Source organism: Franconibacter sp. IITDAS19, from assembly GCF_023079515.1.
GTDB classification, from domain to species: Bacteria; Pseudomonadota; Gammaproteobacteria; order Enterobacterales; family Enterobacteriaceae; genus Franconibacter; species Franconibacter pulveris.
Genome location: NZ_JALJCP010000008.1, coordinates 412,218 through 426,129, shown reverse-complemented (window position 1 = coordinate 426,129; position 13,912 = coordinate 412,218). Strand labels below are relative to the sequence as shown.

Annotated in this window: 14 protein-coding genes; 9 read left to right on the top strand and 5 right to left on the bottom strand. The window is 57.8% G+C overall.

Annotated features, from left to right (window positions below):
- Positions 1-5 precede the first annotated feature (5 nt).
- From dalD to MT962_RS19070, 3 genes are all read left to right on the top strand, one after another.
- Positions 6-1,400, top strand: a complete 1,395-nt coding sequence (gene dalD / locus MT962_RS19080; RefSeq protein WP_024560403.1) for a D-arabinitol 4-dehydrogenase — start codon at positions 6-8, stop codon at positions 1,398-1,400.
- Between the two features lie 11 nt (positions 1,401-1,411).
- Positions 1,412-2,881 carry a xylulokinase gene (gene xylB, locus MT962_RS19075; protein WP_247366224.1) on the top strand — a complete coding sequence of 490 codons (1,470 nt, stop codon included), beginning with the start codon at positions 1,412-1,414 and terminating at the stop codon, positions 2,879-2,881.
- 69 nt (positions 2,882-2,950) lie between these two features.
- Entirely contained in the window at positions 2,951-4,231 is a 1,281-nt protein-coding gene (locus MT962_RS19070) for an MFS transporter (protein ID WP_024556207.1), read from the top strand.
- Between the two features lie 28 nt (positions 4,232-4,259).
- Here MT962_RS19070 and MT962_RS19065 read toward each other — a convergent pair whose 3' ends face one another.
- The 3 genes from MT962_RS19065 to yfcG all read right to left on the bottom strand — a co-directional run bounded on the left by MT962_RS19065 (position 4,260) and on the right by yfcG (position 6,244).
- The gene (locus tag MT962_RS19065; RefSeq protein ID WP_048888511.1) at positions 4,260-5,153 is read right to left on the bottom strand and encodes a TIGR01777 family oxidoreductase; all 894 of its coding nucleotides are present in this window, start codon (positions 5,151-5,153) and stop codon (positions 4,260-4,262) included.
- Positions 5,154-5,171: 18 nt separating this feature from the next.
- On the bottom strand, positions 5,172-5,537 hold the full coding sequence (gene folX / locus MT962_RS19060) for a dihydroneopterin triphosphate 2'-epimerase (protein WP_024556209.1): 366 nt from the start codon (positions 5,535-5,537) through the stop codon (positions 5,172-5,174).
- A gap of 77 nt (positions 5,538-5,614) precedes the next feature.
- Positions 5,615-6,244 carry a GSH-dependent disulfide bond oxidoreductase gene (gene yfcG / locus MT962_RS19055; RefSeq protein WP_247366223.1) on the bottom strand — a complete coding sequence of 210 codons (630 nt, stop codon included), beginning with the start codon at positions 6,242-6,244 and terminating at the stop codon, positions 5,615-5,617.
- A gap of 153 nt (positions 6,245-6,397) precedes the next feature.
- On the opposite strand from yfcG, the gene yfcF reads away from it, so the two are divergent.
- The 3 genes from yfcF to yfcD are packed head-to-tail and all read left to right on the top strand — an operon-like array spanning position 6,398 to position 8,251.
- Positions 6,398-7,042 (top strand): glutathione transferase, encoded by a 645-nt coding sequence (yfcF, locus tag MT962_RS19050; protein WP_024556211.1) that lies wholly within the window; start codon positions 6,398-6,400, stop codon positions 7,040-7,042.
- A gap of 59 nt (positions 7,043-7,101) precedes the next feature.
- Positions 7,102-7,653: a phosphodiesterase gene (gene yfcE, locus MT962_RS19045; RefSeq protein WP_024556212.1), complete on the top strand. Its 552-nt coding sequence runs from the start codon at positions 7,102-7,104 to the stop codon at positions 7,651-7,653.
- A gap of 55 nt (positions 7,654-7,708) precedes the next feature.
- Positions 7,709-8,251 (top strand): NUDIX hydrolase YfcD, encoded by a 543-nt coding sequence (yfcD, locus tag MT962_RS19040; RefSeq protein WP_024556213.1) that lies wholly within the window; start codon positions 7,709-7,711, stop codon positions 8,249-8,251.
- A 65-nt stretch (positions 8,252-8,316) separates the two neighbouring features.
- Here yfcD and pta read toward each other — a convergent pair whose 3' ends face one another.
- Together pta and ackA are read right to left on the bottom strand one after the other, a co-directional pair.
- Complete coding sequence (pta, locus tag MT962_RS19035; RefSeq protein ID WP_024556214.1) at positions 8,317-10,455, bottom strand: phosphate acetyltransferase; 2,139 nt, start codon at positions 10,453-10,455, stop codon at positions 8,317-8,319.
- 84 nt (positions 10,456-10,539) lie between these two features.
- Complete coding sequence (ackA, locus tag MT962_RS19030; RefSeq protein ID WP_024556215.1) at positions 10,540-11,742, bottom strand: acetate kinase; 1,203 nt, start codon at positions 11,740-11,742, stop codon at positions 10,540-10,542.
- Between the two features lie 334 nt (positions 11,743-12,076).
- On the opposite strand from ackA, the gene yfbV reads away from it, so the two are divergent.
- The 3 genes from yfbV to MT962_RS19015 all read left to right on the top strand — a co-directional run bounded on the left by yfbV (position 12,077) and on the right by MT962_RS19015 (position 13,794).
- Positions 12,077-12,532 carry a terminus macrodomain insulation protein YfbV gene (yfbV, locus tag MT962_RS19025; RefSeq protein WP_024556216.1) on the top strand — a complete coding sequence of 152 codons (456 nt, stop codon included), beginning with the start codon at positions 12,077-12,079 and terminating at the stop codon, positions 12,530-12,532.
- An 89-nt stretch (positions 12,533-12,621) separates the two neighbouring features.
- Complete coding sequence (locus MT962_RS19020; protein ID WP_024552764.1) at positions 12,622-13,116, top strand: YfbU family protein; 495 nt, start codon at positions 12,622-12,624, stop codon at positions 13,114-13,116.
- Between the two features lie 12 nt (positions 13,117-13,128).
- On the top strand, positions 13,129-13,794 hold the full coding sequence (locus MT962_RS19015) for a sugar phosphatase (RefSeq protein WP_024556217.1): 666 nt from the start codon (positions 13,129-13,131) through the stop codon (positions 13,792-13,794).
- The last annotated feature ends 118 nt before the right edge of the window (positions 13,795-13,912 follow it).

The following is a 13,912-nucleotide window of genomic DNA, read 5'->3' as shown; positions in this document are numbered from 1 at the left end:
GTTGTATGGCTGCTCAGTCTGTCTGGATGCATATTGGCGCCGGGTCTTTTCATCGGGCGCATCAGGCCTGGTATCTGCATAAGCTTATTGAACAGGGCGACGATAGCTGGACTATCGCATTGGGCAATGTGCGTGACGATGCGCGCGACCTGCTGGAGCGGCTCGCGGCGCAAAACGGCGAATACATGCTGGAGACAGTGTCCCCGCAAGGCGACCGCCGCTACGAAAAAATCACCTCTGTACGGAAAGTACTGAAGTGGGATAGCGAAATTAGCGAGTTGGTGAAGCAGGGCGCCAGCGAAGAGACCCGCGTTATTGCCTTCACCGTTACCGAAGGCGGTTATTATCTTACGCCGGAGCACGAGCTCGATAGCGAGCAGGCCGATATTCAGGCGGACCTGAAAGGGGAAATCCGCACTCTGTATGGCGCGCTTACCCGCATACTTAAACAGCGTATGGCCGAAGGCGGCGCGCCCGTCACACTGTTGAATTGCGATAACCTGCGTCACAATGGCGAACGTTTTCGTCACGGCTTTCTCTCATTCCTGAAAGCAAAAGAAGAAACCGCGCTTTATGCGTGGGTGAATCGCCAGACGACCTCCCCCAATACCATGGTCGACCGCATTACGCCACGTCCCACTGCCGATGTAGCGGAGCGGGTAAAAGCCGCGACCGGCATGGCAGACCGTGCGCCTGTCATGGGCGAATCGTTTATCCAGTGGGTGATAGAAGATGACTTTATCGCCGGCCGCCCGGCGCTGGAAAAAGCCGGCGTTGAGCTCGTCGATTCCGTCCTGCCGTGGGAAGAGGCGAAAATCCGCATCCTTAACGCCACGCATAGTTGCATCGCCTGGGCGGGAACGCTGGCAGGGCTTTCTTATATTGACGAAAGCACCCGCGAGCCCGCCATACGGCAAATGGCATGGGACTATGTTTCGCAGGATGTCATTCCTTCTCTCACACCTGGTACGCTTGATTTAGCGCAATACCGGGATGTGGTGCTGGCCCGTTTTAGCAACCCCTACATCAAAGACACCAACCAACGCGTAGCTGCCGATGGGCTGTCAAAAATTCCGGGCATGGTGACGCCTACGCTTATCGCTTGCTATGCGCGAGGCCACGAACCGCGAGCCAGCGCGGTGTTGCCTGCGCTTTTCTTCCTGTTCCTGCGGCGCTGGGCGCAGGGGCAACTGCCTTACGAATATCAGGATGGCGTAATGCAGCCCGCGCTGATGGCCGCGCTTTTCGCAAGCCCCGATCCCTTAAAAGCGTTTACCGCCAACGAAGCGCTGTTCGGCGAGCTGGCGCATCAGCCCTCGTTCCATGCGCTGATGAAACGTACCGTCGCTCGGTTAGAGGAATGGGTAGAAGAAACCACCGGACAACCGCTGACAGCCTGACGGGAGGCGCTATGTACCTCGGCATTGATATTGGCACTTCAGAGCTTAAAGCCTTGCTGCTGGATGAGCAGGGGGAAATCGTGGCGTCGCAGCATGCGACGCTGACGGTACAGCGTCCGCACCCGCACTGGGCGGAACAGGATCCGCACGCCTGGTGGCAGGCGACCTGCCAGGTTGTGGCAGCGTTACGTCATCAGGCGCCGCAGGCCTGGTCTTCTGTGCGCGCCATAGGACTTTCGGGCCAGATGCACGGAGCCGTATTACTGGATAAGCGTGGAAACGTATTGCGTCCCTGCATTTTGTGGAATGACACGCGCAGCGCCCCGGAGTGCGATGACCTGCGCGTGCGCCACCCGGAAATGATGGCGATAAGCGGCAACATGATCATGCCGGGGTTTACCGCCCCGAAGCTGCTCTGGGTGGCGCGCCATGAGCCAGAAATATTCCAAAAGGTTGATAAGGTTCTGCTGCCAAAAGATTACTTACGCTGGCGCCTGAGCGGCGAATTTGTCTCCGATCCTTCCGATGCGGCAGGCACGCTGTGGCTTGATGTAGCAAAACGCGACTGGTCAGAAACGCTGCTGGCGGCAACTGACCTGCGTCGTGAACAAATGCCGCGCCTGGTGGAGGGCAGTGCGGTGAGCGGCGTGTTGCGGGCTTCACTCGCGACGGAATGGGGACTCAGCGCGGATGTCGTGATAGCGGGCGGCGGCGGCGATAACGCCACGTCGGCGGTGGGCGTGGGGGCAATAAACCCTGGTGATGCGCTGATCTCGCTTGGCACCTCGGGTGTCATTTTTGTCGTCAACGATGCGCTTCAGGCGGACCCAACATCCGGAGTACATGCGTTTTGCCATGCTCTGCCGGCGCGCTGGCACCAGATGAGCGTTATGCTCAGCGCCGCAAGCTGTCTGCGTTGGATATGTAACCTGTTGGGCGTTACGGAAAGCCAACTGATGGCGGAGATGGCGCGTCTTTCTGATGAGGAAAAAAGGCGGGCGCCGATCTTTCTGCCCTATCTGAGCGGCGAACGGACGCCGCATAACGATCCCCACGCCACCGGCAGCTTCTTTAACCTGCGACATGAAACCTGTCGCGCGCTATTAGGGTACGCGGTGATTGAAGGGGTTACCTTCGGCCTGGCTGATGGCATGGCGGTGCTGGGAACGGCCCGGGATACCATTACGTGCTGCAGCCTGACAGGCGGAGGGGCGCGCAGCCCGCTCTGGGCGCAACTTATCGCCGATGTGCTGCAGGTGCGCGTGGTAACTCATCCTGCAAGCTCCTCGGGCGCGCTTGGCGCGGCGCGGCTCGGCTGGCTGGCGAAAGGAGGCGAAGAGCAAAAGGTCTGCCGCAAGCCGCCCGTCTTACACGCCTTTGAACCCGATGATGCGCGTCATCCCTGGCTTGCGCAGCGGCTGGCTCTGTTCCGCCTGCTTTATCAACAGCAGCAGCAGGCCCGCGAATTATTACCCGACTAATTAAGACAAACGACCCGGAAACCGTCGTCGTTTCCGGTCTACCTGTACCCAAATTAAGAGGACGGTGTTATGCAATCTCAACAATACTGGTTTGGCCTGCCCAGACATTTGCTGTGGGGGTTTATCGCTATTGCCATCTTCATGAGCGGTGATGGCTTTGAGATGGCGTTTTTATCCAAACACATTACCGATCTCGGGTTCAGCCCGGCGCAATCGGCGATGGTTTTTGCCGTTTACGGCTTTGCCGCCGCGCTGGCGGCCTGGGCATCGGGCGTCGTCGCGGAGCTTATCACCCCGCAAAAAGCGATGCTGATCGGCTTTGTGCTGTGGATTGTGATGCATGCGTTGTTTATGGCGCTCGGCTTAGGACTGCGCAATTATCCTTTAATGCTGCTGTTTTACGGCATCCGCGGGCTGGCTTATCCGCTGTTTATTTACTCTTTTATGATGATGCTGGTACAGGTACTGCCGCGTGAGAAGCTGGCGGCGGCGACGGGCTGGTTCTGGGCGATGTACTCGGTCGGTATTGGCGTGGTGGGAAGCTATCTGCCAAGTTTTACCATTCCGATGATAGGCGAAACCGGCACGCTGTGGATGGCCATTGGTTGGGTTGCGCTGGGCGGCATCACCGCGTTTATTAGTCTGCGCACCGTGCCGGTGGACCGCTCGCGGGTAAATTTGCCGATGAAAGAGAAAATGGCCGAGTTGAGCCGGGCGGCGACCATTCTGTTTACCAACCGCGACATTTTTTACGCCTGCCTGATTCGTATTATTAACACGCTGTCGCTTTTCGGTTTTGCCATCATTATGCCGCTGCTGTTCGTTGACCGTCTTGGCTTCACCATTTCCGAATGGCTGCAAATCTGGGCAGTGTTCTTCTTCGTAACGATTTTTACCAACATTATATGGGGGATTACCGGTGAGTATATCGGCTGGATCCGTCAGGTGCGCTGGTTTGGCTGTCTGGGCATGGCGGTCTCCAGCCTGACCTTTTACTACCTGCCGCTCTGGGCGGGACACAACTTCGCGATGGCGCTGATCCCGGCGGTTATGTTGGGGATTTTCGTCGCCGCCTTTGTGCCGATGACGGCAGTGTTCCCGACGCTTGAGCCGCATCACAAGGGCGCTGCGGTATCGATTTATAACTTGTCCGCTGGCATGAGTAACTTTCTCGCCCCCGCGATCGCATCGCTCATTTTGCCTTTCTTCGATATAGAAGGCGTAGTATGGGCCTATACCGGGCTGTACGTTTTTGCGGGCGTGCTGACTTTCATTATCAACGTTCCACAGCCGAAACGCGCCTCAAAAGCGGCGAAAGCCGCCGACGCCTACGCTGAACAACGTATCTGAATGCCGGGCCACGTAAGTGGCCCTTTTTTCACCGCACCACATCATGCAGCGCTTCTTCCAGGTCATACCAGCGAAAGCCGAAGCCGGACTCTTCAAGCCGCTTCGGCAGCGCGCGCTGGCCGCCCAGCACCAGCACGGCGGATTCGCCCATGATCAGGCGCACGGCGCTTGCCGGCGCGCGCATAAAGGCGGGGCGGTGCAGCACGTGGCCGAGCGCATGCGCGAACTGCTCGTTGCGAACCGGATAAGGGGAGACCATATTGAACGGCCCGCGCAGGTCGTTGTTCAACAGCCAGAGGATGGCGTTGACCATGTCATCAACGTGGATCCAGGCGAGATACTGACGGCCGCTGCCGATAGGCCCGCCGAGACCGGCGCGAAAAAGCGGCACCAGTTTGCCAAGCATGCCGCCTTTCGGCGCCAGCACCGCGCCGGTGCGCAGCAGGCAGACGCGGGTTTTGTCGCTCTGCGCCCCGCAGGCGATTTGCTCCCAGCGGGCGCAGAGTTTATGGGTGAATTCGTTATGCGGCGGCTCGTCTTCATTTACCACCACTTCGCCCAGATCGCCGTAATATCCTGTAGCGGAGCCGGAAATCAACACCTCTGGCGGGTTTTCGCCGGCGTGAAACATCTCCACCAGCCGCTGGGTTGTCTGCCAGCGGCTCTGGCACAACCGCTGCTTTTGCGCCTCCGTCCAGCGCTTGTCGGCTATCGGCTCGCCCGCAAGGTTAATGACGGCGTCAAACTCGTCGAGGTTTTCATGATCGGTAAGCCCCTTCCACAGATTGACGCGGGCGTCGAACGTGGCGCGGGCTTTGTTGAGATCGCGAGTGACGACGGTGACGTGGTGACCCAGCTCCAGCAGGCGCGGCACAAGGTGACGGCCAATCAGGCCGGTGCCGCCAGTTATCAGGATATTCATGCAACCTCCCGGTTGCGCTTAGCGTCGCCAGCTCATGGTCATTGAGACGGAATCGGCGTAACGCAGCGCGTGAAGTTTATCTATCTCCACTTCAGCATAGGTGACCCAGGCGTGATCGCGCGCGATATTGAGCACATCCTGGGTTAATTTCTCCAGCAGGGAGAAGCGGTTGCTCTCGACATGCTGAATTATCTGCTTGGTAATGGTGCGGTAGTTCAGCGCGTCGTTGATGTCTTCGCTGGCGCGCGCTTTCTCCGCCGGATAGTGGATCGTCACGTTAATGACGATATCCTGTCGGTTTGCTATCTCTTCTTCTTTAATACCGATAAAAGTGCGCAGGCGCAGGTTTTTGACGCGAATAATGGCGTCTGGCTGCTGTGTCATGCCGGTTTCCTCCGTGGGGCTAAGTGGCGCCTATCATACAGGAGGAAGCGAAGCGCGCCCATGCCGGGCGCGCATTGTCAGACGGTTTCCGCGCGTTTCCAGGCGCGCTCCGTGGCCGGGCGGTTCTGAATGCGGGTAAACCAGTTATTGACTGCCGGATAGGTGTTGAGATCGATACGCTGGCGCTCGTGAGACATCACCCACGGATAGGCGGCGATATCCGCGATGCTGTAGCCGTCGCCGCCGAGCCAGGGCGTCTTCTCCAGCCGTTTGTTGAGCACGCCATACAGGCGCTGCGTCTCCACCTGATACCGTTCAATAGCGTAGGGCACCGGTTGCGGCGCGAAATGATTAAAGTGGTGATTTTGCCCAAGCATCGGGCCGAAGCCGCCTACCTGCCAGAAGAGCCACTGCAGGGTCGCCTGCCGCTCGCGCAGTTCAGGACTCAGCAGCTTGCCGGTTTTCTCTGCTAAATAGAGCAAAATGGCGCCGGATTCGAAAATGCTCAGCGGGCCGCCGCCGTCGGCGGGGGCGTGGTCGATAATGGCCGGAATTTTATTATTGGGCGAAATGGCGAGAAATTCGGGTTTGAACTGCTCTCCTTTGCTGATATCCACGCGGTGCAGGCGATAATCGAGTTCAGCTTCCTCCAGAAACAGCGTCACTTTGTGACCGTTCGGGGTAGGCGCGTAGTACAGATCGATCATAACAACTCCCGTCAGAACGTAATGAAAATTCCTCTTCCGCCAAGTATAGGCGCAAAGCGTGCGCACGCAGGTGACGTGGGGGGTTCTGGCAGGTGACAGCCCGATGTTTTGCTGTATATTTTTTAATTTTACCCCTGAAGCCTGCGAGGAAATATGTCCACACCTGCTATTACGCTATGGTCCGATGCCAATTACTTTAGTCCGTACGTTATGTCCGTTTACGTGGCGCTTCAGGAAAAGGGGCTTGATTTCTCGCTGAAAACCATCGATTTGTCGAGTGGAGAGCATCTCAAGCCCGGCTGGCGAGGCTTTGACTCAACCCGCCGGGTGCCGCTGTTGCAGGTGGGCGATTTTTTTCTTAGCGAATCCTCCGCGATTGCTGAATATCTGGAAGAGCGTTTCGCCCCGCCGGTCTGGAGCCGCCTTTATCCGCATGAGCTGGAAAAGCGCGCCCGCGCACGGCAGGTGCAGGCGTGGCTGCGCAGCGATCTGATGCCGATACGCGAAGAGCGACCCACGGAAGTGGTGTTTGCCGGCGAGAAAAAAGCGCCTTTAAGCGAGGCGGGTCGCCGGGCGGCGGACAAACTCTTCGCGCTTGCCCAGTCGTTGCTGGTGGAAGGGCAGCAGAACCTGTTCGGCGAATGGTCGATTGCCGACACCGATTTAGCGCTCATGCTCAACCGCCTCGTGCTTAATGGCGATGCGGTGCCGGAACGGTTGGCGGATTATGCGGCGTTTCAGTGGCAACGGGCTTCCGTTCAGCGTTTTATCGCACTCTCTGCGAAGCATCCGGGCTGATAAGCCAGGCGGGATACGCTATCATTCGCCAACCGAATACAGACTTACAAAGGTGAGTTATGAAACTGATGATTGCATCGGATATTCATGGTTCGCTACCGGCTACCGAACGCCTCCTTGCCTTATTCGGGCAGAGCGGCGCCCGCTGGCTTATTCTGCTTGGCGATTTGCTTTATCACGGCCCGCGCAATGCGCTGCCGGAAGGTTACGCGCCAGCGGAAGTGGCCGAACGGCTCAACACGCTGGCGGATAGAATTCTTTGCGTGCGCGGCAACTGCGACAGCGAAGTGGATCAGATGCTGTTGCAATTCCCCATTACCGCGCCCTGGCAGCAGATACTGCTCGAAAAGCAGCGTCTGTTTTTGACTCACGGTCATCTCTATCACCCGGAAAACTTGCCGCCGCTGGGGGCAGGCGATGTATTTGTCTCAGGACACACGCATATTCCGGTGGCGGAGCGCCGTAACGATATCATCTTCTTCAACCCAGGCTCCGTCAGCATTCCCAAAGGGGGCTTCGCCGCGAGCTATGGCATGCTGGAAGATGACGTTTTGAGCATTAATGCGCTGGATAATTCTGCGGTGATTGCGCAGATTTCAATTAACCCGTAAGTTGAGCTATTAATCATAAACGCGCCGTAAGAGCGCTTAGCGAGAAGGTTTCCCGATGGTGGAGCAGAGTCATTTGGCAGGCACGGAATGGGTGGATATTGTCAACGAGGACAATGAGGTGATCGCGCAGTCGAGCCGCGAACAGATGCGCGCCGAACGGCTGCGTCACCGCGCGACGTATATCGTGGTGCACGACGGGATGGGCAAAATCCTCGTGCAGCGCCGCACAGAAACCAAAGATTTCCTGCCTGGCATGCTCGACGCCACCGCAGGCGGCGTGGTTCAGGCGGATGAAGCGCTGCTGGAAAGCGCCCGCCGCGAAGCGGAAGAGGAGCTTGGCATCGCAGGCGTGCCTTTCGCTGAACACGGGCAGTTCTATTTCGAAGATGAAAACTGCCGCGTCTGGGGCGGACTGTTCAGCTGTGTAACCCACGGTCCGTTCGCGCTGCAGGAGAGTGAAATCAGCGAGGTGTGCTGGATGTCGCCGGAAGAGATCACCGCTCGCTGCGATGAGTTCACGCCGGATACCTTAAAAGCGCTGGCGCTGTGGCTCAGCCGTAACGCCAATACCGAATCCAGCAAGGCGGAAGAAGCGTAATCGCGACGTTTTGCAGAAAATAAAAAAGGCAGCCAGGTGGCTGCCTTTTTCGTTGCCGCAGCAGATTACTGCTGGGAAGCCTGAATCGCGGTCAGGGCGATGGTGTAGACGATATCGTCAACCAGCGCGCCGCGGGACAGGTCGTTTACCGGCTTACGCATACCCTGCAGCATCGGCCCGATGGAGATCAGGTCTGCGGAACGCTGTACGGCTTTGTACGTGGTGTTGCCGGTGTTCAGATCCGGGAAGATGAACACGGTAGCGCGACCCGCAACCGGCGAGTTCGGCGCTTTGGACTTCGCGACGTCCGCCATTACCGCGGCGTCATACTGCAGCGGGCCGTCGATCATCAGATCCGGGCGTTTTTCCTGCGCCAGACGAGTCGCTTCGCGTACTTTCTCAACGTCGCTACCCGCGCCGGAGTTGCCGGTGGAGTAGGAGAGCATCGCTACGCGCGGCTCAATGCCGAAAGCGGCAGCGGAGTCAGCGGACTGAATAGCGATTTCCGCCAGCTGCTCTGCGGTCGGATCCGGGTTGATCGCACAGTCGCCGTAAACGTAAACCTGCTCCGGCAGCAGCATAAAGAACACGGAAGAAACGAGCGAGCTGCCCGGCGCCGTTTTGATTATCTGCAGCGGCGGACGGATGGTGTTGGCGGTGGTATGTACCGCGCCGGAAACCAGGCCGTCGACTTCATCCTGCTCCAGCATCAGCGTGCCGAGCACCACGTTGTCTTCCAGCTGTTCGCGAGCCACCGCTTCGGTCATGCCTTTGCTCTTACGCAGCTCAACCAGACGGGCGACATAGCTTTCGCGAACCACTTCCGGATCGACGATTTCGATGCCGGTGCCGAGCTCAACGCCCTGCGCGGCCGCCACGCGGCTGATCTCATCCGGGTTGCCTAACAATACGCAGGTCGCGATGCCGCGCTCGGCGCAGATGGCAGCCGCTTTTACGGTACGCGGTTCGTCGCCTTCCGGCAGCACAACGCGTTTGCCCGCTTTACGCGCCAGCTCGGTCAGCTGGTAACGGAACGCCGGCGGAGAGAGACGGCGGCTGCGCTCGGAAGTGGCAGACAGGGAATCAATCCACTCGGTGTTGATGTGGCTTGCCACATATTCCTGTACTTTCTCGATGCGCTCGTGGTCATCCGCAGGCACTTCAAGGTTGAAGCTCTGCAGGCTGAGCGAGGTCTGCCAGGTATTGGTGTTGACCATAAACACCGGCAGGCCGGTGGCGAAAGCGCGCTCGCACAGCTTGTTGATGCGGGCGTCCATTTCGTAGCCGCCGGTCAGCAGGATAGCGCCGATCTCCACGCCGTTCATCGCGGCCAGGCACGCGGCAACCAGCACGTCCGGACGGTCTGCGGAGGTGACCAGCAGCGAGCCCGGGCGGAAGTGTTCCAGCATGTGCGGAATGCTGCGCGCACAGAAGGTGACAGACTTCACGCGGCGGGTTTTGATATCGCCTTCGTTAATGATAGTGGCGTTCAGGTGGCGAGCCATGTCGATGGCGCGGGTGGCTATCAGATCAAAGCTCCACGGCACCGCACCCAGTACGGGCAGCGGGCTGACGGTCTGCAGATGCTGCGCATCGATGCTGACGACTTTCGCTTTCGTGGAGTCGTCGAAAATCTCAGAGAGATCCGGACGGGTGCGGCCCTGCTCGTCAACCGGCGCGTTCAGCTTGTTGACGATAACGCCGGTAATGTTGCCGTTTTTCGTGCCGCCGAAGCTGCTGCGAGTCAGTTCAATGCGCTCTTTCAGCTGTTCCGGGTTGTCGGTGCCCTGAGACATCACGAACACGATTTCCGCGTTCAGCGTCTTGGCGATTTCATAGTTCAGCGACTGGGCGAACTGATGTTTGCGGGTCGGCACCAGGCCTTCCACCAGCACCACTTCAGCGTCTTTAGTGTTCTCGTGGAAGCGAGCAATGATCTCTTCCATCAGCACGTCTTTCTGGTTGCTGGAAAGCAGCGATTCGACGTGGCTCATACGCAGCGGTTCAGCAGCCGGCAGGTTGCTGTTGGCGCGCACGATAGCGGTGGTCTGATCGAGCTTATCGCCGCCGGTACGCGGCTGGGCGATAGGCTTGAAGACGCTCAGACGAACGCCTTTACGTTCCATAGCGCGGATAACGCCGAGGCTGACGCTGGTCAGACCGACGCTGGTTCCGGTAGGAATAAGCATGATAGTACGGGACACGGTTTATCCTCTTTCGTTCGTTGCGGCCAGAATCCTCTGGCGCGACACAAAACAACACCGCCAGCACAGGCTGGCGGTGGGGTATCAGGCGGTCAGACGGCTGGCGTCCTGAGCGATAACCAGTTCTTCGTTGGTCGGGATGACCACGGCGAGGGTGGTGCCTTCTTTGTTGATGAAGCCAGACTTGCCGAAGCGGGCGGCCAGGTTGCGCTCGTGGTCGACTTCAAAGCCGAGCACGCCCAGCTTGCCGAGGGAGAGTTCACGCACCATGGCGGCGTTCTCACCAATGCCGCCGGTGAAGACCACGGCGTCCAGACGGCCTTCCATCAGCGCGGTGTAGGAGCCGATGTATTTCGCCAGGCGGTGGCAGTAAACGTCCATCGCGCGCTTCGCGTCTTCTTTCGCTTCGTAGTTGTCTTCAACGTAGCGGCAGTCGCTGGTCACTTCAGTCAGACCCAGCAGGCCGGACTCTTTGGTCAGCAGCTTGTTAATCTGATCAACGCTCATGCCCAGCGCATCGTGCAGATGGAATACGATAGCCGGGTCGATGTCACCGGAACGGGTGCCCATCACCAGACCTTCCAGCGGGGTCAGACCCATAGAGGTATCCACGCATTTGCCGTTACGGATAGCGGAGACCGAGCCGCCGTTGCCCAGATGGCAGGTAATGATATTCAGCTCTTCCACCGGCTTGTTCAGCATTTTGGCCGCTTCCTGGGTTACATAGAAGTGGCTGGTGCCGTGCGCGCCGTAACGGCGGATGCCGTGCTCTTTGTACAGTTTGTACGGCAGGGCGTAGAGATAAGACTCTTCAGGCATGGTCTGATGGAACGCGGTGTCAAATACGGCCACGTTTTTCTTAGCCAGTTTCGGGAAAGACTTCAGCGCTTCAGCGATGCCGATAAGGTGAGCCGGGTTGTGCAGCGGGGCGAAAGAGGCTGCATCTTTGATGCCCTGGATGACCGAGTCGTCAATCACGACTGAGCTGGTGTACTTCTCGCCGCCATGTACGATACGATGACCAATTGCGGTCAGCTGTGCGGAGAGTTCAGGTTTTTGTGCCAGAATAGTATTAACGATGAAGTTCAGCGCTTCGCTGTGCGCAGCGCCTGCGCCCAGCGCAGCTTCCTGCTTACCGCCATCCATTTTCCATTTGATGCGGGCTTCAGGAAGATGGAAACACTCGGCCAGACCGGAGAGGTACTCTTCACCATTAACAGCATCGATGATTGCGAATTTCAGTGAGGAGCTACCGCAGTTGAGAACCAGTACTAACTTACTCGACATGGAAGTACCTATTATTGATACGTGGCTAAAAAAACGTCAGGGAGTCTCTGAGCGTAGCGCAAGATGACGCCGACATTTATGATTAACGTCATGCCAGGCGAAAATTCTGCCATGACAAGAAATACACATGAGTTTACGCCATTTTGCGCGTTTTTTCGGCAACGGCGTTTTATGAATTAGTTTGACAGCGTCCGGCGCCCGGTCTACGCCATCACAGGCGCGCACAGGATACTCGATCGCGGCGAGGATTGACAAAATATTTTGAACGTTGTCATGTACAGTTGTTATCTTGCACGATTATTTTATTTTTTATACTTGAAGTTGAGGTGACGCCATGTCTACACCCGAAAATCGCCCGGTGAGTTTCTTCAGTCTGTTCCGTCGTGGGCAGCACTATGCGAAGACGTGGCCTCTTGAAAAACGCCTCGCTCCCGTCTTTGTTGAAAACCGCGTTATCCGCGCCACCCGCCATGCAATCCGCTTTATGCCGCCGATTGCTGTATTTACGTTATGTTGGCAAATTGCCCTTGGCGGGCAGCTGGGTCCGGCGGTCGCGACCGCGCTATTCGCCCTGAGCCTGCCGATGCAGGGGCTGTGGTGGCTTGGCAAACGTTCGGTCACGCCGTTGCCACCTTCGGTATTGCAATGGTTTTACGAAGTGCGCGGCAAGCTGCAGGAGGCGGGACAGGCGCTGGCGCCGGTCGAAGGCAAGCCCGACTATCAGGCGCTGGCCGATACGTTAAAGCGCGCGTTTAAGCAGCTCGACAAAACTTTCCTTGATGATTTGTAATTGACCCCGGGTTGCGCATATAAAGGAAGGCACACTTTTTCTGTGCTCTCAGGCCTTTTATGCGCGCGCTACGCGCTCAGGAGTCAATAATGGAAATGACCAACGCCCAACGTCTGATCCTCTCGAATCAGTACAAAATGATGACCATGCTCGACCCGGATAATGCCGAGCGTTATCGTCGTCTGCAGACGATTATTGAGCGCGGCTACGGCCTGCAAATGCGCGAACTGGATCGTGATTTCGGCCAGCTTCCCGAAGAGACCTGCCGCACCGTTATCGACATTATGGAAATGTATCACGCGCTACGCGTCTCCCGGGAAAACCTGAAAGATAACCAGACGATTGACGAGCGCCGCGTGACGTTTCTTGGCTTTGACGCTGCCACCGAAGCGCGTTACCTCGGCTACGTACGTTTTATGGTCAACACCGAAGGACGCTACACGCATTTCGACGCGGGCACGCACGGCTTTAATGCGCAAACCCCGATGTGGGAAAAATACCAGCGCATGCTGAAGGTATGGCAGTCCTGCCCGCGTCAGTATCACCTGAGCGCCAATGAAATTATGCAAATTACTAACGCCTGACGGGAGCTGCATGTGAAGTGTAAAGGATTTTTGTTCGACCTCGACGGTACGCTGGTGGATTCGCTGGCGACCGTTGAGCGCGCCTGGTGCAGCTGGGCCGATCGTTTCGGCATCAGCCATGAAGAGGTTTTAAGCTTTATTCATGGCAAGCAGGCCATTACCTCGCTGCGCCATTTTATGCCCGGCCGGAGTGAAGAGGAGATTGCCGCCGAGTTTTCCCGACTCGAGCAAATTGAAGCTTCCGATACCGAAGGTATTGTGGCGCTCCCGGGCGCGAAGGCGCTGCTCGCGCAATTGAACGAGGCGGACATTCCCTGGGCTATTGTGACCTCAGGTTCAATGCCGGTCGCCTCGGCGCGCCGTAAGGCAAGCGAGCTGCCGCTGCCGGAAGTGTTCGTCACGGCGGAGCGGGTTAAGCGGGGGAAACCAGAGCCGGATGCTTACTTGCTTGGCGCGCAGCTGCTGGGCCTGGCGCCTGAAGAATGCGCGGTTGTGGAAGATGCCCCGGCGGGCATTCATTCCGGCCTTGCCGCTGGTTCGCCCGTCATTGCGGTAAACGCGCCTGAAACCACGCCGCGTCTGGATGAAGCTGCGCTGGTCATTACGCGTCTGGATGAGCTGACGATTGAAAAAATGCCGGACGGCACCGTTAGCGTCAGTAAAAAGACGCATTCATGATGTAACCCCGGATCGCCTCTGCGCGAACCGGTTATTGTTAACCTTCCATCACGGCGAGAAATGGTTTCTCGCCGTGCTTCTCTTTCAGGCAAACCACTGAACCCGGCATAACCGGGCG